The 18,750-nt window shown below is 71.2% G+C and carries 21 protein-coding genes and 1 pseudogene; 10 read left to right on the top strand and 12 right to left on the bottom strand.

The window, feature by feature from the left end:
* Positions 1 to 304 precede the first annotated feature (304 nt).
* Positions 305 to 901 carry a hypothetical protein gene (locus ACZ6BG_RS22515; protein ID WP_469004165.1) on the top strand — a complete coding sequence of 199 codons (597 nt, stop codon included), beginning with the start codon at positions 305 to 307 and terminating at the stop codon, positions 899 to 901.
* Positions 902 to 959: 58 nt separating this feature from the next.
* Here the strand turns inward: ACZ6BG_RS22515 and ACZ6BG_RS22520 are convergent.
* Positions 960 to 1,115: pseudogene (locus ACZ6BG_RS22520) on the bottom strand (nuclear transport factor 2 family protein); the annotation flags it as partial.
* 94 nt (positions 1,116 to 1,209) lie between these two features.
* Here ACZ6BG_RS22520 and ACZ6BG_RS22525 point away from each other — a divergent pair.
* Positions 1,210 to 1,725, top strand: coding sequence for a pyridoxamine 5'-phosphate oxidase family protein (locus ACZ6BG_RS22525; RefSeq protein WP_469004167.1), 516 nt, complete (start codon positions 1,210 to 1,212; stop codon positions 1,723 to 1,725).
* A 101-nt stretch (positions 1,726 to 1,826) separates the two neighbouring features.
* On the opposite strand, the gene ACZ6BG_RS22530 is transcribed toward ACZ6BG_RS22525, so the two are convergent.
* The 3 genes from ACZ6BG_RS22530 to ACZ6BG_RS22540 all read right to left on the bottom strand — a co-directional run bounded on the left by ACZ6BG_RS22530 (position 1,827) and on the right by ACZ6BG_RS22540 (position 3,933).
* On the bottom strand, positions 1,827 to 2,375 hold the full coding sequence (locus ACZ6BG_RS22530; RefSeq protein WP_469004169.1) for a DUF1062 domain-containing protein: 549 nt from the start codon (positions 2,373 to 2,375) through the stop codon (positions 1,827 to 1,829).
* 321 nt (positions 2,376 to 2,696) lie between these two features.
* A complete protein-coding gene (locus ACZ6BG_RS22535; RefSeq protein WP_469005206.1) occupies positions 2,697 to 3,320 on the bottom strand; it encodes a histidine phosphatase family protein in 624 nt (207 codons plus the stop codon).
* Positions 3,321 to 3,480: 160 nt separating this feature from the next.
* The gene (locus tag ACZ6BG_RS22540) at positions 3,481 to 3,933 is read right to left on the bottom strand and encodes a TnsA-like heteromeric transposase endonuclease subunit (protein WP_469004171.1); all 453 of its coding nucleotides are present in this window, start codon (positions 3,931 to 3,933) and stop codon (positions 3,481 to 3,483) included.
* Between ACZ6BG_RS22540 and ACZ6BG_RS22545 the strand changes: the two genes are divergently transcribed.
* The 3 genes from ACZ6BG_RS22545 (at position 3,927) to ACZ6BG_RS22555 (ending at position 5,639) form a co-directional block, all read left to right on the top strand.
* Positions 3,927 to 4,511, top strand: a complete 585-nt coding sequence (locus ACZ6BG_RS22545; protein WP_469004174.1) for a helix-turn-helix domain-containing protein — start codon at positions 3,927 to 3,929, stop codon at positions 4,509 to 4,511. The two genes, ACZ6BG_RS22540 and ACZ6BG_RS22545, sit on opposite strands and share 7 nt — an antisense overlap.
* 37 nt (positions 4,512 to 4,548) lie before the next feature.
* Positions 4,549 to 5,157, top strand: coding sequence for a hypothetical protein (locus tag ACZ6BG_RS22550; RefSeq protein WP_469004177.1), 609 nt, complete (start codon positions 4,549 to 4,551; stop codon positions 5,155 to 5,157).
* 149 nt (positions 5,158 to 5,306) lie between these two features.
* On the top strand, positions 5,307 to 5,639 hold the full coding sequence (locus ACZ6BG_RS22555; RefSeq protein WP_164328415.1) for a DUF2516 family protein: 333 nt from the start codon (positions 5,307 to 5,309) through the stop codon (positions 5,637 to 5,639).
* 87 nt (positions 5,640 to 5,726) lie between these two features.
* On the opposite strand, the gene ACZ6BG_RS22560 is transcribed toward ACZ6BG_RS22555, so the two are convergent.
* The 3 genes from ACZ6BG_RS22560 to ACZ6BG_RS22570 form a co-directional block, all read right to left on the bottom strand.
* Positions 5,727 to 7,076: a PP2C family protein-serine/threonine phosphatase gene (locus ACZ6BG_RS22560; RefSeq protein WP_469005208.1), complete on the bottom strand. Its 1,350-nt coding sequence runs from the start codon at positions 7,074 to 7,076 to the stop codon at positions 5,727 to 5,729.
* 536 nt (positions 7,077 to 7,612) lie between these two features.
* Entirely contained in the window at positions 7,613 to 8,677 is a 1,065-nt protein-coding gene (locus tag ACZ6BG_RS22565; protein WP_469004180.1) for a C40 family peptidase, read from the bottom strand.
* A gap of 225 nt (positions 8,678 to 8,902) precedes the next feature.
* Positions 8,903 to 9,709, bottom strand: a complete 807-nt coding sequence (locus ACZ6BG_RS22570) for a class I SAM-dependent methyltransferase (protein ID WP_469004182.1) — start codon at positions 9,707 to 9,709, stop codon at positions 8,903 to 8,905.
* Between the two features lie 174 nt (positions 9,710 to 9,883).
* Between ACZ6BG_RS22570 and mshA the strand changes: the two genes are divergently transcribed.
* The 3 genes from mshA to ACZ6BG_RS22585 all read left to right on the top strand — a co-directional run bounded on the left by mshA (position 9,884) and on the right by ACZ6BG_RS22585 (position 13,663).
* Entirely contained in the window at positions 9,884 to 11,233 is a 1,350-nt protein-coding gene (mshA, locus tag ACZ6BG_RS22575) for a D-inositol-3-phosphate glycosyltransferase (protein ID WP_468457552.1), read from the top strand.
* Positions 11,226 to 11,726 (top strand): type III secretion system chaperone family protein, encoded by a 501-nt coding sequence (locus tag ACZ6BG_RS22580; protein ID WP_469004185.1) that lies wholly within the window; start codon positions 11,226 to 11,228, stop codon positions 11,724 to 11,726. The genes mshA and ACZ6BG_RS22580 overlap by 8 nt, the downstream gene beginning before the upstream one ends.
* A gap of 236 nt (positions 11,727 to 11,962) precedes the next feature.
* Positions 11,963 to 13,663: a glycosyl hydrolase family 28-related protein gene (locus tag ACZ6BG_RS22585; RefSeq protein WP_469004188.1), complete on the top strand. Its 1,701-nt coding sequence runs from the start codon at positions 11,963 to 11,965 to the stop codon at positions 13,661 to 13,663.
* A gap of 8 nt (positions 13,664 to 13,671) precedes the next feature.
* On the opposite strand, the gene ACZ6BG_RS22590 is transcribed toward ACZ6BG_RS22585, so the two are convergent.
* From ACZ6BG_RS22590 to ACZ6BG_RS22600, 3 genes are all read right to left on the bottom strand, one after another.
* The gene (locus tag ACZ6BG_RS22590; protein ID WP_385715145.1) at positions 13,672 to 13,872 is read right to left on the bottom strand and encodes a hypothetical protein; all 201 of its coding nucleotides are present in this window, start codon (positions 13,870 to 13,872) and stop codon (positions 13,672 to 13,674) included.
* A 65-nt stretch (positions 13,873 to 13,937) separates the two neighbouring features.
* Complete coding sequence (locus ACZ6BG_RS22595) at positions 13,938 to 14,186, bottom strand: hypothetical protein (RefSeq protein WP_016645027.1); 249 nt, start codon at positions 14,184 to 14,186, stop codon at positions 13,938 to 13,940.
* 7 nt (positions 14,187 to 14,193) lie between these two features.
* Positions 14,194 to 15,594, bottom strand: coding sequence for an MDR family MFS transporter (locus ACZ6BG_RS22600; protein ID WP_469004190.1), 1,401 nt, complete (start codon positions 15,592 to 15,594; stop codon positions 14,194 to 14,196).
* A 152-nt stretch (positions 15,595 to 15,746) separates the two neighbouring features.
* Here ACZ6BG_RS22600 and ACZ6BG_RS22605 point away from each other — a divergent pair, with 152 nt between their 5' ends.
* Together ACZ6BG_RS22605 and ACZ6BG_RS22610 are read left to right on the top strand one after the other, a co-directional pair.
* Positions 15,747 to 16,508 carry a phosphoglyceromutase gene (locus ACZ6BG_RS22605; RefSeq protein WP_030362183.1) on the top strand — a complete coding sequence of 254 codons (762 nt, stop codon included), beginning with the start codon at positions 15,747 to 15,749 and terminating at the stop codon, positions 16,506 to 16,508.
* Between the two features lie 162 nt (positions 16,509 to 16,670).
* The gene (locus tag ACZ6BG_RS22610) at positions 16,671 to 16,904 is read left to right on the top strand and encodes a YozE family protein (RefSeq protein WP_469004193.1); all 234 of its coding nucleotides are present in this window, start codon (positions 16,671 to 16,673) and stop codon (positions 16,902 to 16,904) included.
* Between the two features lie 25 nt (positions 16,905 to 16,929).
* Here the strand turns inward: ACZ6BG_RS22610 and ACZ6BG_RS22615 are convergent, their stop codons facing one another.
* Both ACZ6BG_RS22615 and ACZ6BG_RS22620 read right to left on the bottom strand, forming a co-directional pair.
* The gene (locus ACZ6BG_RS22615) at positions 16,930 to 18,168 is read right to left on the bottom strand and encodes a tyrosine-type recombinase/integrase (protein WP_469004195.1); all 1,239 of its coding nucleotides are present in this window, start codon (positions 18,166 to 18,168) and stop codon (positions 16,930 to 16,932) included.
* Positions 18,169 to 18,170: 2 nt separating this feature from the next.
* Complete coding sequence (locus tag ACZ6BG_RS22620; protein WP_469004197.1) at positions 18,171 to 18,383, bottom strand: hypothetical protein; 213 nt, start codon at positions 18,381 to 18,383, stop codon at positions 18,171 to 18,173.
* Between the last annotated feature and the right edge of the window lie 367 nt (positions 18,384 to 18,750).

Genomic DNA, 18,750 nt, shown 5'->3' on the forward strand with positions numbered 1-18,750 from the left:
GGCAACGACGCCTGGATCGCCCTGGCCTGGCTCCTGGGCCTGTCCATCGTCGGCTACCTGTGGGCCAAGGCCTCCTTCAACAAGGACGCCAAGCGCTGACGGGGACGGAGCCCCGACGGGCACCGCACCACCGCCGACGACTGAACCACCGCACACCTCAAGTGGGCGGCTTCCCGACCGGGGAAGCCGCCCACTCGCGTGGGTGCGACCGGGGCCCGCTGGGTGCGACCTAGGGCCCCGCTGGGCGTGACCAGGGCCCCGCTGGGTGCGACAAGGGCCCGCCACCTCTCCGTATCATCTGCGCATGTCTCAGTCGGAGTACCAGCGGAAGCTGCGGGAGCGCTACCTCGACGCGCCCGTCGTGCCCGCCCCTGAGCCCTGGCGGCTCGTGCCCGGCGGCATGATCGCCGTCGGCGGGCTGCTCGGCATCGGCTTCGCCGTGTGTCCCCGCAGCGGGCGGGACCTCGTGATGGTGGTGTCGGGCGGCGGGCACGGCCTGTTCGACGCGGTCACCGGCGAGAAGATCGCGCGGGACCGCGACCCCGACCCCGAGACCAGCACGCCGGACGACTCCCCGGACCTCACCTGTCCCGGCCTCGGCCCGATCGCGGGCACCCCGGTCCACATCGCGGGCCTCTTCGGCGGCGGACTGCACAGCACGTCGTCCGACGGCTGGACCGTGTCCGTCGTCAGCCCCGACTGGCCCTGCCACCGCGTCGTCCTCGCCGCGGGCGACGCCCTCCACCGGGGCCTGGCCGGTGAGACGTGGTGGCACGTCCTGCACGCCCGGTACTCGGAGTTCCGCGCCGCCGGATTCTCCCCCTCCGGCCGCACGCTGGCCATCGCCACCAGCAGCGACCTGACCCTGTGGACCCGCCGACGAGCACACGCTGACCGCTGACCGCTGACCGCCGCCGCTCCGCCGTGCCGTGCCGTCGGCCGTCGGCCCGCACGAGGTCGGCGACGGCCCCCGTGCCCCAGTAGAAGGGGTCGACCTCGGTGATCCGGCCGTGCGCGACCTTGATCGTCTGCAGGATCGGGAAGGCGAGTTCACGCCCGGTGGTACGGGCGACCGCGTGCACCCGGGTGCGCACGATTGCGGTCGCGCCCGTGGCGAACGTCGCTGTGCGGCCGAGGGGTTCATCGGTCGCTGGGAGTAGGCCCTGCGCCTCATGTGCCGGGCGAACCCGCTGGCTAGGGTCGACTCCCATGCAGACCACGGGAATCGTCAGGCGCGGGGCGGCGGAGCGCAGGCGCGACACACTGGAGCGGCTCGCCGCCGAGCGGGACGTATGGGTGTCGACGGCACATCCTGAACGCGGGCCGCACCAGGTGCCGTTGTGGTTCTTGTGGGACGGGCGGGCCGTGTGGATGTGCACCGGTGCCACGTCCGTGACGGCCCGGAACGTCCGCGAGGAGCCGCGCGTGCGCCTGGCCCTGCCGGACACCTTCGACGTGGTGCTCCTCCAGGGAGAGGCGGAGTGCTTCCCGGACGACGAGGTGCCCGGGGAGGCGGCGGAGGCCTTCACCGCCAAGTTCGGGTGGGACCCGCGCGCGGAGGACGCGCCTTTCCTGTACGTCCGTGTGGTGCCGACGACGGTGCGCGCGTGGCGCGGGGAGCCGGAACTGCGGGGGAGGGTCATCATGCGGGACGGTGAGTGGCAGGACCAGGAGCAGGACCTGGGGCTTGTCCGGCGCAACCCGCCGGACAAGCCCCAGACCTGACGAGAGCCCGGAAAGGCCCTTGACGAAAGCCCCGAAGAGGACCTCACGAAAGCCCCGAAGAGGGCCCCGAAGAGGCCCCTGACGAGAGCCCCGAAGGGAACTCAGCGCTTGAGCGTGAACGTGAAGTCGTCGGAGACCTTGCCGCCCAGCCTGACGGCCGACACGACCTTCCCCTCCTCGACCAGCCTCTCGACCTCGGCTCGCGAAAGGCCGCACCCTTCAGCGATCAGCCGCACCGGCCGCACGGGTATCCGCGCCGCGAACCGGACCGAGACGTCGACGGCCTCCTGGTCCAAGTGATCCGATCCGCCGGTGTCGAGGCGCCAGGCGCCGTCCCAGTCGAGGGCGACGCGATTGCGGCGCCGCAGCACCGGATCCTGGAGCAGTTCGGCCGCGAGGCCGGGGTCGTTGCCGTGCATCCGGTCGAGCAGTTCGGGCCGTACGGAGCGCACCCGCACCCGCTCCAGGACCGTGAGCTTCGCGGTCTCCCCGCAGCCGGCGCAGAGCACGAGCAGCCAGGCGTCGATGAGTTTGTGGTGCGCGTTGACGCGGAACTTCCCGTCGGCCCGGAAGCGTTCGGACGCGCACGTGTGGCAACGGCGGAGGACGAGCGGCAGGCAGGTGGGCATGACCACCCAGCGATTGAGCACAGAAGTACACCGATCTCAGTGAGAAATCCGCAGCAAGAAGGAGCGCGGCGCACAGGCGCGACGCGCGACAGATCAGCTCTCGGGAGGTCTCACACGGTGTACAACGGCACGTCCTGACTCAGGGCGACTTGGTCGGGCAGCACGGTAAGGGCACACGGCCGCGCTGTTCCAGTGGTTTTCCCGACCGGTCGCGCCGCCCGCTCGGTTGTCCGGTTTCAGACAAGTCCGGGCGAGGCGGCCCCTGACCTGCGGTGCCCGGACCTGAGTGAGACGGCTTTCGCGAGGTCGTCTCACTCAAGTCCGGGCAAACGGCCTTCTTGGTCAGATGTGGAGTTCGGGCGGGAAGCCGGTCCAGCGCAGTTCTGCGGGCAGGTGCCGCATGTCGTTGTAGAGCAGCACGGAGGACGGCCTGCCGGGTGCGTATCGAATGGCTGTAAGGGCTGCGTTGCTGTGGTTGAGGCCCATCCAGCGCCACTCGGGTGCGTCGAGGGCAGCTCTGATCAGCCATCCGATGAGGAAGTTGTGTGTGACGACCAGTTCATGGCGGGGGCGATCGCCGTCGACCGGGCCCGTGAATTCTGCGAGTGCTTCCCGGGCCAGTGCTGGACCGCGGTTGCGCTCCTCTTCCGGAACCTGAGCGAGGAAGCTGAGCATGGCGTCGGCCGAATCCGGCGGCAGCTCCTCCTTCGCAGGCAGGTAGGGGATGTAGTCGCCGGCCAGTTCCGATTGGTGTAGTGGGACGGCGTCAAGTTGTGCGCTGATCAGCTGGGCCGTCTGCTGCGCCCGAGGTAGCGGCCCGTGGTGTATCGCCGAAAGTGGGGTGCTCTGGAGCCGTTCACCGAGCAGAACGGCTTGGCGCCGGCCGCTGTCCGTCAGGGTCGTCTCATCTGCTGACGCTTCACCATGCCGGGCGAGGTAGAGGTATCGAGGGGCTGTGTCTGTCATGTCCCGGGTCTCCGTCGTCATCCGTGATCTTGTATGTCAGGGATGGACGCTGAGCTCTTTGCGCATAGTTCCGTCTCGGCTGCGCTGGCTCAGCTGGCGATGAGTGTGCGGACGCCTTCGGGGTTGCCGAGCCGATACTCGATCTCCGCGGCTGACGACTTCACAGTCTTCGTGCCGTGCCGACCCGCGCGAAGTCCCAGCCCACCGCCCGGCATGCCGCCGCGGTCACCGCGAACTTCACTGCGTCCCTTGGCCCGATTCGGCCATCCGGGCGTACGTCCACCACCAGGGCCGTGCCATCCGCGTGCCGGACGAAGAAGTCCGGCGTGTGCCGCACCGGCTTCCCGTGCGGCCCTACCCAGGACAGCCGAAACGGCTGTGAGGACATGCCAGTCACCAGCGGGTCGAAGTCGAGCAGCATCAGGTGATCGCGCTCCAGCCACGACTCGTATCCCACATGCCTGCCACACGTCGCCGACCAGTGACAGGACAGGTCGAGCCGCCCGCTCGGTGGTACGTACGTCCGGCGGCCCGGTCGCGTGACATGGCGCACTTTTGCAAGCGACGTGCTTGCAAAAGTTAGCGGGGTGGGTGCAGTATCGGAGCATGGCATCGCTCAACGTCGGCAATCTCGGGGAGTATCTGCGCGAACAGCGGCGCACCGCGCAGCTGTCGCTCAGGCAGCTCGCCGATGCCGCCGGGGTGTCCAATCCGTATCTGAGCCAGATCGAGCGCGGGCTGCGCAAGCCGAGCGCCGAGGTTCTGCAGCAGGTCGCCAAGGCGCTCAGGATCTCCGCCGAGACGTTGTACGTCCGGGCCGGGATCCTCGACGAGAAGGAGCGGGACGAGCTGGAGACGCGCGCCGTCATCCTCGCCGACCCGTCCATCAACGAGCGGCAGAAGCAGGTGCTTCTGCAGATCTACGAGTCGTTCCGCAAGGAGAACGGCTTCGCGACCTCCGCGTACGCGGACGGCAGCGCCGAGGAGGCGTCGTACGACGACGTCCGCGGCGCGAGCCCGGACACCGACGCTGACGGCTCCCGCACGGCCGACGGCAGTGATGCAGCACCCGCAGGCAAGCAATCCTCGGGGAAGCGGTCTTCGAGGAGCAAGAAGGCTTCCAGCAGTGACGAGTCCTCGGACAGCAGCGAGAAGTCCGCGGACGGTCGTGGGAAGTCCTCGGACCAGTAGTTCCCGAGCTGACGCGAATCCGGGAGGACCATTCGCCATGCCCATCACCGACGACGTGCGCAAGACCATCACCGACCCCAAGCCCCTCTACTTCGTGGCCGGCAGCGCCGAACTGGCGTACCAGCAGGCCAAGAAGGTGCCCGGCCTGATCGAGCAGCTCGCCGCCGAGGCCCCGGCGCGGATCGACGCCGTCCGCAGGACCGACCCCAAGGAGGTCCAGGACAAGGCCGCCGCCCGCGCCAAGGAGGCGCGTGAGGTCATCCAGACCCGGGTCGGCGGGCTCATCAGCAACCTCGACACCGACCTGAAGAAGATCGGCGAGGGCGCCCAGGACCTGGCGCTGCGCGGCGTCGGCGTCGCCTTCGAGTACGTCGTCCAGGCGCGCGAGAAGTACGAACAGGTCGCCGAGCACGGCGAGCAGACCGTGCGCGCCTGGCGCGGCGAGGCCGCCGAGGAGCTCACCGAGCTGGCCGACGCCGTCGAGCCGGACTCCGAGGAGGCCGAGCAGTCGGCGCAGGCCGAGGGCGCGAGTGAGAACGGGGCCCAGGGCTCCGCCCGCAAGAGCACCGCGGCCAAGAAGACCGCCGCGGACAAGCCCGCCGCCAAGAAGACGACGGCGAAGAAGACCACGCCGCCCGCCAAGTAGGACGTCCGTCGACTGGCGGGGCGTCGACCCGTCGGCGCCGCACCGGGTCGGGCACTCTCGGAGTGTCCGGCCCGTTGTTCGGGTAGCGGGTACGGTGACTGCGTACTTCGGGTAGGGACTCGCCGAGACTGGTGGTGGACGTTGTGCTGATGCAGGGGTTCTCGAACCTCATGTGGCTGCTGTCGCTGGCCCTGATCGCGTTCAGTGGTTTCGCGCTGCTCGACGCGGCGATCCGACGCGAGGACGCCTATCGCGCGGCGGACAAGAAGACCAAGCCCTTCTGGCTGATCATCCTCGGGCTCGCCTTCGTGGTGAACCTGATCTTCAACATCCTGTCGTTCCTGCCCATCATCGGCCTCATCGCGACCATCGTGTACATGGTCGACGTGCGGCCCGCGCTGCGGCAGATCACCGGTGGGGGCGGCGGCCGCCGAGGCTCCAGCAGCGACGGTCCGTACGGTCCGTACAACGGCGGACGCTGAGGGTCGCCTCGCGCCCCGAAGGGGCGCGGGGAACTGCGCAACCAGCCCCCACCGGCCCGCAGGATCGGACCGCGCATCCCAAGACGTTCAGCGAGCCCGGTCCAGGAGCAGTACCGCCACGTCATCCGTCAGGTCGCCACCATTGAGGTCCCTGACCTCGTTCACGGCAGCCTCCAGAAGCCCATCGCCACGCAGGCCCGCGGCCATCTTGCGGCGCACCATCTCCACCATGCCGTCCTGCCCGAGCCGCTGGTTGCCCTCGCCGATCCGGCCCTCGATCAGGCCGTCCGTGTACAGCATCAGGCTCCAGCTGCCGCCGAGCTCCACCTGGCGGCGCGGCCAGCGGGCGCGCGGCAGCAGGCCGAGCGCGGGGCCCCCGTTGTCGTACGGAAGCAGCTCCGCCGGGCGGCCCGGGCGCGCTATCAGCGGTGACGGGTGCCCGGCCAGGCACAGTCCGGCCCGGCGGCCGTCCGGCGCGATGTCCACCGTGCACAGCGTCGCGAAGATCTCCTCGTCGGCCCGCTCGTGCTCCAGGACCCGCTGGAGCGTGGACAGCAGTTCGTCGCCGCACAGGCCCGCGAAGGTCAGCGCCCGCCAGGCTATGCGCAGCTCCACGCCGAGCGCCGCCTCGTCGGGGCCGTGGCCGCAGACGTCGCCGATCATCACGTGCACCGAGCCGTCTGGCATGCGCACCGTGTCGTAGAAGTCGCCGCCGAGCAGCGCGCGGGAGCGGCCGGGGCGGTAGTGGGCGGCGAAGCGCAGCGGGGAGCCATCGAGGAGCGGGGTCGGCAGCAGGCCGCGCTCCAGGCGGGCGTTCTCCTGCGCGCGCAGCCGGGACTCGGTGAGCTGGCGCTGGGCCGCGTCGGCGCGCTTGCGCTCCACCGCGTACCGGATGGCGCGGCTGAGCAGGCGGCCGTCCAGCTCCTCGCGCAGCAGATAGTCCTGCGCGCCGACGCCCACGGCCTGCGCGCCGATCTCGGCGTCGCCGGACGCGGTGAGCGCGAGGACGGCGTGGCGCGGGGCGAGGCGCAGGACGTGCTTGAGCACGGCCAGCTCGTCGGGGGCGCCGTCGGTGCCGACGGCGGTGTCGCGGCCCTTGCCGTTGGGGGGCTCGGGGTTGGGGGAGGTGCTGTGGTTGCCGGGGCCGTTGAGGCTGCTGGGGCCACCGGAGCCGCCAGGGCCGCCGGAGCCGCCAGGGCCATTGGAGCCGCCGGAGCCGCCCGCGGGGGCGCGGCCGGGCAGGGCCAGGTCCAGCAGGATGCAGTGCACGTCGTCCGTGAGCAGCCGCTCGGCCTCGGTGAGGTTGCGGGCGGTGCGGATGCGGATCGGTTTGCCCGCGGCGTCCAGGAGCTCGGGCACGCTCAGGGAGCCTGCCGGGTCCTCCTCGATCACCAGCAGGGTGAGCCCGGTGCCGTTGCCCACGGGGTCGCTGACCATGGGGTCGCTCCCTATGGGGTCGTCGTGCGCGAGGCCGTCGCGTACGGATGTGTCGTGTACGGGGGCGTCGCGAACCGGGTCGGTGCCCGTGTGGTGGGCGGTGGGGCCGGTGCCTTCGGTCGTCGGCGCCGCGTGTGCCTGACCGCCTTCCGCGGCCGGGATCGTCCTCTGCCGCGGTATGGGTACGGGCATCGTCTACGTCCTTCCCTCCCCCCGAGGGCATGGCGGGGCGACGGTCGCACGCCCCACCAGACGGGGACCATAGCGTCACCTGGGGCGTGTGTGGAATGCCGTGCGGCACACGGCCGAAGGCATATGCCGCATCCTGGACCGCATTTGGGCACGAACCCGGTCTGCCCGGGATGACGAACGTCACGCCGGGAGGGTTGAGCGGGGCGCGGGGCCGTGCGGTGGGTCACAGTGCGCGGCCCACCCGGCTCACCCCGTCGGTACTGGCGGCTCACCCCGCAGGTCCCAGCGGCTCACCCCGCCGGTCCTGGCGGCCCGCACGGCCCACCCGGCCTGCCGCACCCGTCCTACTTGTCCGGCCGCACGACCCCGAGTATCTCCATCGAGCCCGCCCCCGCGAGCGTCACGCTGCGCCCGGGCCGGGGCGCGTGCACGATCGCGCCGTCGCCCACGTACAGCCCGACGTGGCTCGCGTCCTTGTGGTAGATGATCAGGTCGCCGGGCCGCATGTTCTTCACGTCCACGCGCGGCAGCCGCTTCCACTGCTCCTGCGAGGTGCGCGGGATGCCCTTGCCCGCGGCCGCCCAGGCCTGGGACGTGAGCCCCGAGCAGTCGAACGACTTCGGGCCCTCCGCGCCCCATACGTAGGGCTTGCCGATCTGCGCCGTGGCGAACGCGATCGCCTTCTTGCCGGGGGAGGTCGCCTTGCCGTTGGCGTCCTTGAGTATGCCGGTGTCCACCCAGGCCGACTGCTGCCTGAGCGCGGCCTCCTCCTCCAGCTTCCGCAGCCGGTCGCGCTCCTTCTTCTCCAGGCGCGACTCCAGCTTCTCGGCGGTGGCGATCTTCTTCTTGATCTTCTTCTTCGCCTCCGCCTTGGCCTTGCGGCCCGCCTCCAGCTTCTTCCACTGCGCGGAGGCGTCCTTGGCGTACGTCTTCAAGTCCGCCTGGGTGCGGCTCATTTCCGTGAGCATGGCCTTCGTCGCGTGCTGGCCCCGGCGCAGCCGTCCGGCGCCGTCCAGGAAGCGGCTCGGGTTGTCGCTGAGCATCAGCCGGGCCTCGTCCGGGACGCCGCCGCCCCGGTACTGCGCGCGGGCCGCGGCGCCCGCGCGGGCCTTCAGCCTGTCCAGCTTCGCCTGGCCCTTGTCGATGGATCTGGCCAGGCGGACGATCTCCTCCGACTGCTTCTCGGCCTTCTCCTCCGCGGCGTTGTACGCGTCCGTGGCCGTGCCCGCCTCGCGGTAGAGCCGCTCGATCTCCTTGCGGACCTTCTCCAGGGAGCTGTTGGACGGGGGAGTGGGCTCCGCCGGGCTCGCGAACGCCGTGCCCGGCGCGGCGAGGACCACGGCCGCGCACGCGCAGACCAGTGCCACGGCTGTCGTCGTCGAGTGCCTCTTGCCGGTCACGCCCGCCACCCCCAAAGCTGATTTACCGTCAGTAACTTCCCGGTGTTCCCGGGATGGTGCCACGCCGGTGCCGAATGCGACAGAGCCGCGCGACAACTCCGAACTCCCACCCGTCACATGTGACGAACCGCACGCGAAGATCGTTCCCCGCAGGTCAGGGGGCATGCGCGGCGCAATTCCGGCACTTGGGTCCGGAGGTGGTGCCCGCGCCGGGCCCACCGCCGACCGCCGGGTTCAGCCCCGCCCCGGCGCCAACGCCCCCCACGCCACCGTCACTTCCCCCTGCCGCCACCGCGAACTCCGGTCCAGGACCGGCCAGTCCGCCGTCAGGTCCCGCACCGCCCGCAGCCACCGCTGCCGCGCCCCGTACGCCGCGTACGGCGCGGCCGCGGCCCACGCCCGGTCGAAGTCGCGCAGGAACGCGTGCACCGGCTCACCCGGCACATTGCGGTGGATCAGCGCCTTCGGCAGCCGCTCGGCGAGGTCGGACGGGCGGTCGAGGGAGGCGAGCCGGGCCGCGAAGGTCACCGTGCGCGGGCCCTCGGGGCCGAGCGCGACCCACACGTGCCGCCGCCCGATCTCGTCGCACGTGCCCTCGACGAGGAGGCCGTCCGGGGCGAGGCGCGCGCACAGCCGCTCCCACACGGCGGCGACCGCGTCCTCGTCGTACTGGCGCAGCACGTTGGCCGCGCGGATCAGCAGCGGCCGCGCGGGCAGCGGCACCTCGAAGCCGCCGTGCCGGAAGGTGAGGCCCTCGCGCGCGTAGGGCCGGGCCGCCGTCACGCGCTCCGGGTCGATCTCGATGCCGACCACGCGCGCGTGCGGGGCGACGGTGCGCAGCCGCAGCAGCAGCTCGACGGCGGTCCAGGGCGCGGCGCCGTAGCCGAGGTCGACGGCGACCGGCTCGTCCGCGCGGCGCAGCGCGGCGCCGTGGGTGGCGGCGATCCAGCGGTCCATGCGGCGCAGCCGGTTGGGGTTGGTGGTCCCGCGCGTCACGGTTCCCACAGGTCGGGAGGGCGGACGGGGGGTGCGGGGGGCCATGAGGGCAAGCGTAAGCAAGGGGCGCGGGGAGAGGGGCAAGGTAATGCTTTGGTAAAGAGGAAATGGAGTTGGGGCTTCCGGTGTTGCTCCTCCAGGAGGTCCGCACCCGGCCTCCGCCTCGTCGTGCCCGCCGTCAAGGCACTGTCCGCCGTCAAGGCCAAGGAGGACCGCCACGTGAGCCACTACGTGACCAGGCTCGGGCGTCGCTCCCCAACCCCGTCCTACGCCAGGATCCGCCTGCCGGGCTCATCGCGCCGCCCCCGCCGGGTGGCCATGCTCAGCGTGCACACCTCGCCGCTGCACCAGCCCGGCACCGGCGACGCGGGCGGCATGAACGTCTACATCGTGGAGCTGGCCAAGCGCCTCGCCGCGATCAACATCGAGGTCGAGATCTTCACCCGCGCCACCACCGGCGCCCTGCCGCCCACCGTCGAACTGGCGCCCGGCGTGCTCGTGCGCCACGTCGACGCGGGCCCCTACGAAGGCCTCGCCAAGGAGGAGCTGCCCGCCCAGTTGTGCGCCTTCACGCACGGCGTGATGCAGGCCTGGGCGGGCCACCGGCCCGGCTACTACGACCTGGTCCACTCCCACTACTGGCTCAGCGGCCACGTCGGCTGGCTGGCCGCCGAGCGCTGGGGCACCCCCCTGGTGCACGCCATGCACACCATGGCCAAGGTCAAGAACGCCGCGCTCGCCGAGGGCGACACCCCGGAGCCCACCGCCCGCGTCATCGGCGAGACCCAGATCGTGCGCGCCGCCGACCGGCTCATCGCCAACACCTCCGAAGAGGCCGACGAACTCGTACGCCACTACGAAGCCGACCCCGGCAAGGTCGCCGTCGTCCACCCCGGCGTGAACCTGGACCGCTTCCGGCCCGCCGACGGGCGCGCCGCCGCCCGCCACCGCCTCGGCCTCCCGCAGGACGCCCTGATTCCCCTCTTCGCGGGCCGCATCCAGCCCCTGAAGGCCCCCGACGTGCTGTTGCGCGCCGTCGGCGTCCTCCTGGAGGAGCGGCCCGAGCTGCGCTCGCGGATCGTCGTGCCCGTCGTCGGCGGGCCCAGCGGCAGCGGTCTCGCCAAGCCGGAGGGCCTGCAGAAGCTGGCCGCCCGGCTCGGGATCGCGGATGTCGTACGGTTCCAGCCGCCCGTCGGGCAGGAGCAGCTCGCGGACTGGTTCCGGGCCGCGTCCGTGCTGGTGATGCCCTCGTACAGCGAGTCCTTCGGGCTCGTGGCCATCGAGGCGCAGGCCGCGGGGACGCCGGTGCTCGCCGCCGCGGTGGGCGGGCTGCCCGTCGCCGTGCGCGAGGGCGTCACCGGGTTCCTCGTGTCCGGGCACGAACCCGCCCACTACGCGCGCGTGCTGCGCGAGTTCGCCGACTCTCCACAGCTTGTGGACCGCATGGGCGCGGCGGCCGCGCGGCACGCCGAGTCCTTCGGGTGGGGGACCGCCGCGTCCGCGACGGCCGACGTCTACACCGCCGCCGTGCACGATCATCGGCGTCACGTACGCTCGCACCATGGGTGACGTTGCCGGCGGGACGCCTGACGCGGTGATCGAGCGGGTCCTCGACGAGGCCGAGCTGGAGTGGGAATCCCCCGAGCCCGGGGCGTACGTCGTGAAGCTGCCCGGCACGCGCAAGCTGTCCACGACCCTCTCGCTGCGTGTGGGCAAGCACTCGCTGTCCCTCAACGCCTTCGTGATCCGTCGTCCCGACGAGAACCACGAGGGAGTGCACCGGTGGCTCCTTGAGCGCAACCTCCGCCTGTACGGCGTCAGTTACGCCATCGACTCCCTGGGGGACGTCTACGTCGCCGGCAAGCTGCCGCTCGCCGCCGTCACCCCCGACGAGCTCGACCGCCTCCTCGGCTCCGTCCTCGAAGCGGCCGACGGCTCCTTCAACACCCTCCTGGAGCTGGGGTTCGCGACGGCGATCCGCAAGGAGTACGAGTGGCGCGTCGCGCGCGGCGAATCCACGCGCAACCTGGACGCGTTCACCCACTTGACCCAGCCGCGGTAGCCCGCGGGCGCTCGCCGTCGGCGTCGGCTGCGTACGCGCAGTGCCTGCAGGGCGACAGGGGTCTCCCCTGCTCGAGCGAAGTCGAGAGCTTGGGGAAGGGCGGGCACAACCCAGGTCGACGGTGCCCGTAACCCCGACGGTACGAACCCTTCCCCCGGCGGCCAGCCGCATGGCATGCTCCCGCCCAACGTAAACGTGAACCTCGTTCACGTACATATACGGGAGGCGGGGCGGACATGGGAGACCTCAGCAGGCGCGGCATCCTCGGCGGAGCCGTCGCCGTCGCGGCCGCCGCGGCCACAGGCGGCGTCGCCACGGCGGTCACGGGAGCCCCGGTCGCCCCGGTCGCCCCGGGAGCCCCGGCCGCTCCGGCAGGCGAACCCCCCACCCTCTGGCGAGAGTTCACCAAGGCCCCCTACACCCACCCCCAGATCCCCTACGTAGGACGAGCCGGAGCCCGCCGGGGCGCCCGGCGCCTGCCGCGGCCCGAGCGCCTGTTCCACGCCCACCGATACGGCGCCAGGCCCGACGCCCAGTCGAACGCGGCGCCCGCCATCAACCGTGCCCTCGCCGCCGCCGGAAGGGCCGGCGGGGGCACGGTCCAGCTCGCCCCGGGCACGTACCGGATCGACGACATCATCCGCATCGGGGACGACGACGTCGTCCTGCGGGGCGCGGGCAGCGGCCGCACGAAGCTGGTCGCCACCAAGAGCCTGACCGACCTCATCGGCCCCTACGGCAGCCGGTACGGCGGCGACAAGTCCAGCTGGTCCTGGGCCGGAGGCCTGATCTGGCTGTGCCCGCGCGACCGCCTGGAGAGCCTCACGGCGGCCATCAGGGCCAAGGACTGGCCGTTCGAGGGCTGGACCGGCAACAAGCGCGACGAGTGGCGCACCCTCACCACGGTCGCCCCCGCCACCCGTGGCTCCTGGTCCGTCCGCGTCGCCGACACCTCCCGGCTGCGCCGCGGCAGCCTCGTCCTGCTGCGCCTCGCCGACGACGCGGACCACACGCTCCTGGAGCACATGGCGGGAGGCGGCCCGGGTCCGCGGGCCTACACCTGGGACGACAAGACGAAGCTGACGTCGTACGTGCCCTATGAGTGGCCCGTAAGGATCGCCCAGGTCAAGGGGCACACCGTCACCTTCGAACGCCCCCTGCCGCTGGACGTCCGCCCCGAGTGGGACCCCCGCCTCACCACGCATGTCCCCGCGCTCACCGGCTCCGGGGTCGAGGGCCTCACCCTGGAGGCGGTGCTGACCCCGCAGTCCCCGCACCTGCTCGACAAGGGCCACAACGGCGTCACCTTCCAGTGCGCGTACGACTGTTGGGCCGAAGACGTCCACGTACGCCACGTGGACAACGGGTTCGGCCTGGTCGCCGCCTCCGCCTGCACGCTGCGCCGCACCTCCGTGGGCGGCCGCGGCGCGCACCACCCGTACTTCTGCCGCGAGGGCTCGCACGACAACCTGATCGAGGAGTTCCGCGTCGAGCGGCGCACGGTGCCCGCGCCCGCCGGGACCCAACTGCACGGCATCAACGTGGAGGGGCTCTCCTCGTACAACGTCTGGTCCCGGGGCGTCATGGAGATGGGGACCTTCGACACGCATCGGGGCATGCCCTTCGCCAACGTGCGCACCGAGATCACCGTCGAGAACGACGGGCGGCACGGCGGCGACGCCAGCGCGGGGCCCCTCTACGGAGCGCGGTTCGCGCACTGGAACGTGACCGTCACCAACCAGCGCGCCGGACTGGTCAAAATTGACGGCATCGCTCCGTACAGTGCCACGGTCGGCATCTCCCGGGTCCGCGAGTTCGACCAGATCGACGTACCGGACTTCTCCGGAGAGCTCAATTCCCGTATCGAGGCGTACGGCTCACCGGGCTCCGTCCGGCCGCGCAACCTGTACGAGGCCCAGCGCGCCCTGGGGGAGTGAGGCCGGGCTCAGCCGAAGGGGACCAGGCGGACCACGGTCACCGTGAGGACAGAACCCGACACGTAGTAGAGGACGATCGCGCCGCCGACCGTCGCCTCACGGCGGTCGCGCTCGGCGGCGTCCGTGGAGACGGCCGTCGAACCGTGCCCGTAGGGGTCGCGGCCGAGCGTGCGCTCCATCGCCGTCCGGAAGGCGTCCGCGTCGTTCATCTTGGCGAGGGTGTCGTCGGCGGGCGGCGCGTAGGTGATGCGGTACCTGCGGCTCCGGTGACGGCTCACGCGATGCTCCGCCTCTCGGCCTCGTCGGCGGCGAGCCGGTCGAGCAGGGCCTCGGCCTCGGGGTCGGGCACGGCCTGAAGCATCCAGTGCCGCATCACGGAGTGGATCTCGTCGACCCCGGCCTCGTTGATGGCCCGGTCGAACTCCGCGCGCCGGTCCTCGGGCAGGGCGGCGCGGATGTCCGGGATGGTGTTGGGGACGTCGACCTCCTCGCCGCCGATGAAGGTCTTCAGTGGTTCGGCCATGGTCGGGTCACTCTCCCTGGGGTCCCTGGGTGGGCCCTGCGCTGATCTCACGGTAGCGGCGGTGCGCGGAACCTTCAGGCGCCGAGGGCCGGGGTGCCGCGCCCTCAGGCACCACGACCTCCAGCGCCGCGGCCTCCGGCTCCGCGGCCCCCGGAACCGTGGGCTCGGGCGCCGGGACATCGTGCCCCGCCACCCCTGCCTCCGGCCCCGCGGGAAGCCCCCGCATCAGGCCCCAGTACCCGAGCGCCGCCGCCGTACCCACGAGCGCACAGCCGCCCCACAGCCACTCCGCCCCCAGGCGGTCGATCAGGAAGCCGGACATCAGTGGCGCCACGAGCCCCGCCACGGCCCACGACATCGTGTACATGCCCTGGTAGCGGCCGCGCCCGTGCGTCGGCGAGAGCCGCACGACCAGGCCCGTCTGGGTGGGCGCGTTGATGATCTCGGCGAGCGTCCACACCATCACCGTCAGCGCGAACACCCCGACGGAACCGGCGAACGCGGTGAGCCCGAAGCCGTACCCCGCCACGAGCGAGGACAGCACGAGGAGGCGCTGCGGGTCGCGGTGCTCGATGAACCGCGTCACCGGGATCTGCAGCACGACGATCATGACGCCGTTCACGGCGATGGCCAGGCCGTAGTCGCTCGGCGAGAAGCCCGCCTCGCCCATCGCCACCGGCAGGCCCAGCGCCCCCTGTTGGAAGACCAGCGCGACCAGGAAGGACAGGCCGACCACGCCCATGAACCGCCCGTCCCGCAGCACGGTGCCGAGCCCGACCTGGTCCTCGGCCGCCGTGGCCGCCGCACTGCGCGTCGGCCGGGACTCCGGCAGCTTCACGAACACCAGGACCGCGCACACCAGCGTCATCGCGCCCTCGACGAGGAAGCCCGCGCGGTAGCTGTACGAGGCGATGAAGCCCGCGCCCGCCGTGGAGATCGCGAACCCCAGGTTGATCGCCCAGTAGTTGAGCGAGAAGGCCCGCACCCGGTCCTCGGGCCGCACGATGTCGGCCAGCATCGCCTGCACGGCCGGACGCGAGGCGTTGCTCGCCATGCCGACCAGGAAGGCGACGCCCGCGATCGCCACCGGGTGCGTCATGAACCCGAGCAGCGCCACCGAAGCGGCCGTCGACACCTGCGCGATCAGGAGCGTGGGCCGCCGCCCGAGCCGGTCGGTCATGACGCCCGCGCCGAGCGAGGAGATGACACCACCGAGCCCGTGCAGGGCGGCGACGAGTCCCGCGTACGTGGCCGAGTAGCCTTGCTCCACGGTCAGATACAGCGCCATGAAGGTGGCCACGAAGCCGCCGAGGCGGTTCACCAGGGTGCTGGTCCACAGCCACCAGAAGGCGGGTGGAAGTCCGGAGACGGACTCCTTGACGGCACGTCTCATGGCGACGAATGACATGGATCCCCCGGGCGGTACAGACGCGGCTTGTAAGTGTCGAAAACGGCAAGCACAACTTACGACCCACAGGAACCTCCCCGCCACTCGATTGACGGCAACCGTCAATCGCTCCCGGGGGCGACCCCTCCGGCGGTTCGATTACGCTCAGAGGCATGGCCGACGCACCGTACAAGCTGATCCTCCTCCGCCACGGCGAGAGCGAATGGAACGCGAAGAACCTGTTCACCGGCTGGGTGGACGTCAACCTGAACGAGAAGGGCGAGAAGGAGGCGGTCCGCGGCGGTGAGCTGCTCAAGGACGCCGGCCTGCTCCCCGACGTGGTCCACACGTCGCTCCAGAAGCGCGCGATCCGCACCGCGCAGCTCTCCCTGGAGGCCGCCGACCGTCACTGGATCCCCGTCCACCGCAGCTGGCGCCTGAACGAGCGCCACTACGGCGCCCTCCAGGGCAAGGACAAGGCGCAGACCCTCGCCGAGTTCGGCGAGGAGCAGTTCATGCTGTGGCGCCGCTCCTACGACACCCCGCCGCCCGCCCTCGAGGACGGCACGGAGTTCTCCCAGTCCGCCGACCCGCGCTACTCCTCCATCCCCCCGGAGCTGCGCCCCCGCACGGAGTGCCTGAAGGACGTCGTCGTCCGCATGCTCCCGTACTGGTACGACGGCATCGTCCCGGACCTCCTCGCCGGCCGCACGGTCCTCGTCGCCGCCCACGGCAACAGCCTGCGCGCCCTCGTCAAGCACCTCGACGGCATCTCCGACGCCGACATCGCGGGCCTGAACATCCCCACCGGCATCCCCCTCTCCTACGAGCTGGACGCCGACTTCAAGCCCCTGAACCCCGGCGGCACCTACCTCGACCCGGACGCCGCGAAGGCGGCCATCGAGGCGGTCAAGAACCAGGGCAAGAAGAAGTAGAGATTGTGATCATGCCTCCCACCTGCGCATACGGCGCGGATGGGAGGCATTTTCACGGCCTGGGACCACTCTGGGCCCTCAGTCCTCCGAGTCATGCGGCCGGAGCACGTCCGGAGCTGCACCGGGTGATTAGCCCCGACGGGGCGGCGGAAGGATGGGGGCATGCCTGAGTCGAAGAGCTTCACTGCGTGGTTGAAGACCCATGCCAACCAGTCCAGCGCTATTGGGGATCTCGCCCGGGACGCTTCCGCTGATCCCGACTGGCCCTCACGCAAAGGGCTGCCGGGCCAGCGTGACTACCTCGAAGAGCGTGGCGCCATTCCGGCAGCTATCGAGACCTTGGAACGTGCCTGGACGCAGTACGAGGAGTATCGGGCCGCCCAAGGTGATGCCTGAGCGGCCCGAGACGGGTCTCTGAGCCTTAGTTCGTCGGGTCCTGGTGGGGCCGGAGGGCCCGCCCGAGTGCCTTCCGGGCTCGGTCCCGACTGCTCGGCATGAGGTGTGCGTACACCTTCAGTGTCAGGCCTGGGTCGGAGTGTCCGAGGTACTCAGCGAGGGCCTTGATGCTCTCCCCAGCGTCCAGGAGCACGGACGCGTAGAAGTGCCGGAGCGCGTGCATGCCGTGCTCACGGGCGGCGGCGTGCTCGCGGCTCCTGGCCTCCGGGATGACGCCCACCTTGGCCAGAGCGGGCTTCCAGTGGTCTTCGTTGAGCGACGTACGCCAGACGTGCCCGCCATTCGGCCCACTGAAGATGAGCTGCCGCGTCGCGGGCTGGCCGTTCGCACGCATCCACGGAAGCTCGATCTCCACCGGCGGGAACCGCTTCATGTGCTCCTTGAGAGCGTCGGCCACGGGATCGGGCAGCGGTACGTCACGGAGCTTGCCGCCCTTCGGAGGGGCGAACACGGCCTTGCTCAAGCTCAGCTTGAGTTGCTGCACCACGTGCAGGGTGCCGTTCTCGAAGTCCAGGTCTTCGACGGCCAGCCCGAGAATCTCGCCCTGCCTCAGACCGCACCCCGCGCCCACGTCCACCATGGGCCGGAAGCGCTCGACCATGGCGGCGCGCATGGCGAAGACGCGCTCAGGCTCCCAGGGCACGACGCGACGGGCACCCATGGCCGGCGGGGTCACCGTGCGCGAATTGCAGGGGTTCCGGCGCAGGCATCCGTCCTCCACGGCGGCGGAGAGCACGGCGCGGACGTTCGAGAAGATCACGCGGGCGTACGCGCCGGACATGCCGGACGCTTCGAGCTGCGTCACGAACTCGCGGACGTGGCTCGGCTGGAACGACCCGAGCTGACGCGAGCCGATACGCGGGAAGGCGTGCAGCTTGAGCTGAGACTGCATCGACGCCCGGGTGTTCGGGTCGCCGCTCTGGCTCGCAAGCCACTTCTCCGCGAACTCCTGGAACGTCGTACGGGACGCGTTCGGGTCGATGAAGTCACCGCGGGCCACATCCGCTGTGATGCTGCTCAGCCACTGCTCGGCGAGACGCTTCTGTCCGTCGGGGAAGGACTTGGCCTTCCGCTGGCCGTCGGGTGTGAAGTAGCGGGCCCGGTAGCGCATGCCCTTGCCGTGGCGGTCGGTCTTGACCCGGGTGGCCTTGCCGTTGGCGTCGGTCTCGGTCTTGAACCAACGGTCCTGAATGCTTCCTGCCATGGTCAGCCGTGTCCCTTCGGGGTGTGGGTCTGAGCGGTGTGGGCGAGCCAGCGTTCGGCGGCGCGGCGGTCGTGGAAGGTCTTGGACTTGTGGCGTCCGATGTCGTCGATGAAGTGGGCGCGGTAGCGGGGGCCGCGTCCGTAGCGGGCGGTCCGTCGGCGGTCTCCGCCGGGGCGGGAGCGCTGGTGCCAGCGGTCTTCCAGGTGGATGGACATGGGCTGTGTGCTCCTTGTCGGTTGCTGGCCGCAGGGCGCGGCCGGTAGCAGGGCGCAGGAGGGCCACCAGGCGGCCGTCCGGCCGGTTTTGGGGTGTGCTGAGGGAGGCCCGCTACTCGCTACGGGCCTGATCGGTGGGGGTGTGGGGTGCTATCGGGGTTGCTACCGGTAGCGGGGGAGGCTGCTACCGGTAGCAGCGGTTCGGCGGGGTTTGCGGGCCCTTGGAGTCGGGGCCTCTACCGCCTACCGGGCTGGTCAGTGCGGGGGCGGTGCGCTAGCGGGATCTCTACCGGTAGAGGTTCTGGCCTCTACCGGTAGAGGCCTCAGGCGGGAGCTGTCTCCCTGGTGTCCTAGCGACCGCGCCGGG

The sequence above is a fragment of the Streptomyces sp. NPDC041205 genome, from assembly GCF_055591765.1.

Coding starts and splice junctions, on each gene's coding strand:
- ACZ6BG_RS22615 (WP_469004195.1), bottom strand. CDS start 18,168: ATGGCAGGAAGCATTCAGGACCGTTGGTTCAAGACCGAGACCGACGCC.
- ACZ6BG_RS22590 (WP_385715145.1), bottom strand. CDS start 13,872: ATGAACGACGCGGACGCCTTCCGGACGGCGATGGAGCGCACGCTCGGC.
- ACZ6BG_RS22555 (WP_164328415.1), top strand. CDS start 5,307: ATGCAGGGGTTCTCGAACCTCATGTGGCTGCTGTCGCTGGCCCTGATC.
- ACZ6BG_RS22525 (WP_469004167.1), top strand. CDS start 1,210: ATGCAGACCACGGGAATCGTCAGGCGCGGGGCGGCGGAGCGCAGGCGC.
- ACZ6BG_RS22545 (WP_469004174.1), top strand. CDS start 3,927: ATGGCATCGCTCAACGTCGGCAATCTCGGGGAGTATCTGCGCGAACAG.
- ACZ6BG_RS22595 (WP_016645027.1), bottom strand. CDS start 14,186: ATGGCCGAACCACTGAAGACCTTCATCGGCGGCGAGGAGGTCGACGTC.
- ACZ6BG_RS22610 (WP_469004193.1), top strand. CDS start 16,671: ATGCCTGAGTCGAAGAGCTTCACTGCGTGGTTGAAGACCCATGCCAAC.
- ACZ6BG_RS22535 (WP_469005206.1), bottom strand. CDS start 3,320: ATGACAGACACAGCCCCTCGATACCTCTACCTCGCCCGGCATGGTGAA.
- ACZ6BG_RS22585 (WP_469004188.1), top strand. CDS start 11,963: ATGGGAGACCTCAGCAGGCGCGGCATCCTCGGCGGAGCCGTCGCCGTC.
- ACZ6BG_RS22570 (WP_469004182.1), bottom strand. CDS start 9,709: ATGGCCCCCCGCACCCCCCGTCCGCCCTCCCGACCTGTGGGAACCGTG.
- ACZ6BG_RS22620 (WP_469004197.1), bottom strand. CDS start 18,383: ATGTCCATCCACCTGGAAGACCGCTGGCACCAGCGCTCCCGCCCCGGC.
- ACZ6BG_RS22600 (WP_469004190.1), bottom strand. CDS start 15,594: ATGTCATTCGTCGCCATGAGACGTGCCGTCAAGGAGTCCGTCTCCGGA.
- ACZ6BG_RS22540 (WP_469004171.1), bottom strand. CDS start 3,933: ATGCCATGCTCCGATACTGCACCCACCCCGCTAACTTTTGCAAGCACG.
- ACZ6BG_RS22580 (WP_469004185.1), top strand. CDS start 11,226: ATGGGTGACGTTGCCGGCGGGACGCCTGACGCGGTGATCGAGCGGGTC.
- ACZ6BG_RS22515 (WP_469004165.1), top strand. CDS start 305: ATGTCTCAGTCGGAGTACCAGCGGAAGCTGCGGGAGCGCTACCTCGAC.
- ACZ6BG_RS22560 (WP_469005208.1), bottom strand. CDS start 7,076: ATGGTCAGCGACCCCGTGGGCAACGGCACCGGGCTCACCCTGCTGGTG.
- ACZ6BG_RS22550 (WP_469004177.1), top strand. CDS start 4,549: ATGCCCATCACCGACGACGTGCGCAAGACCATCACCGACCCCAAGCCC.
- ACZ6BG_RS22605 (WP_030362183.1), top strand. CDS start 15,747: ATGGCCGACGCACCGTACAAGCTGATCCTCCTCCGCCACGGCGAGAGC.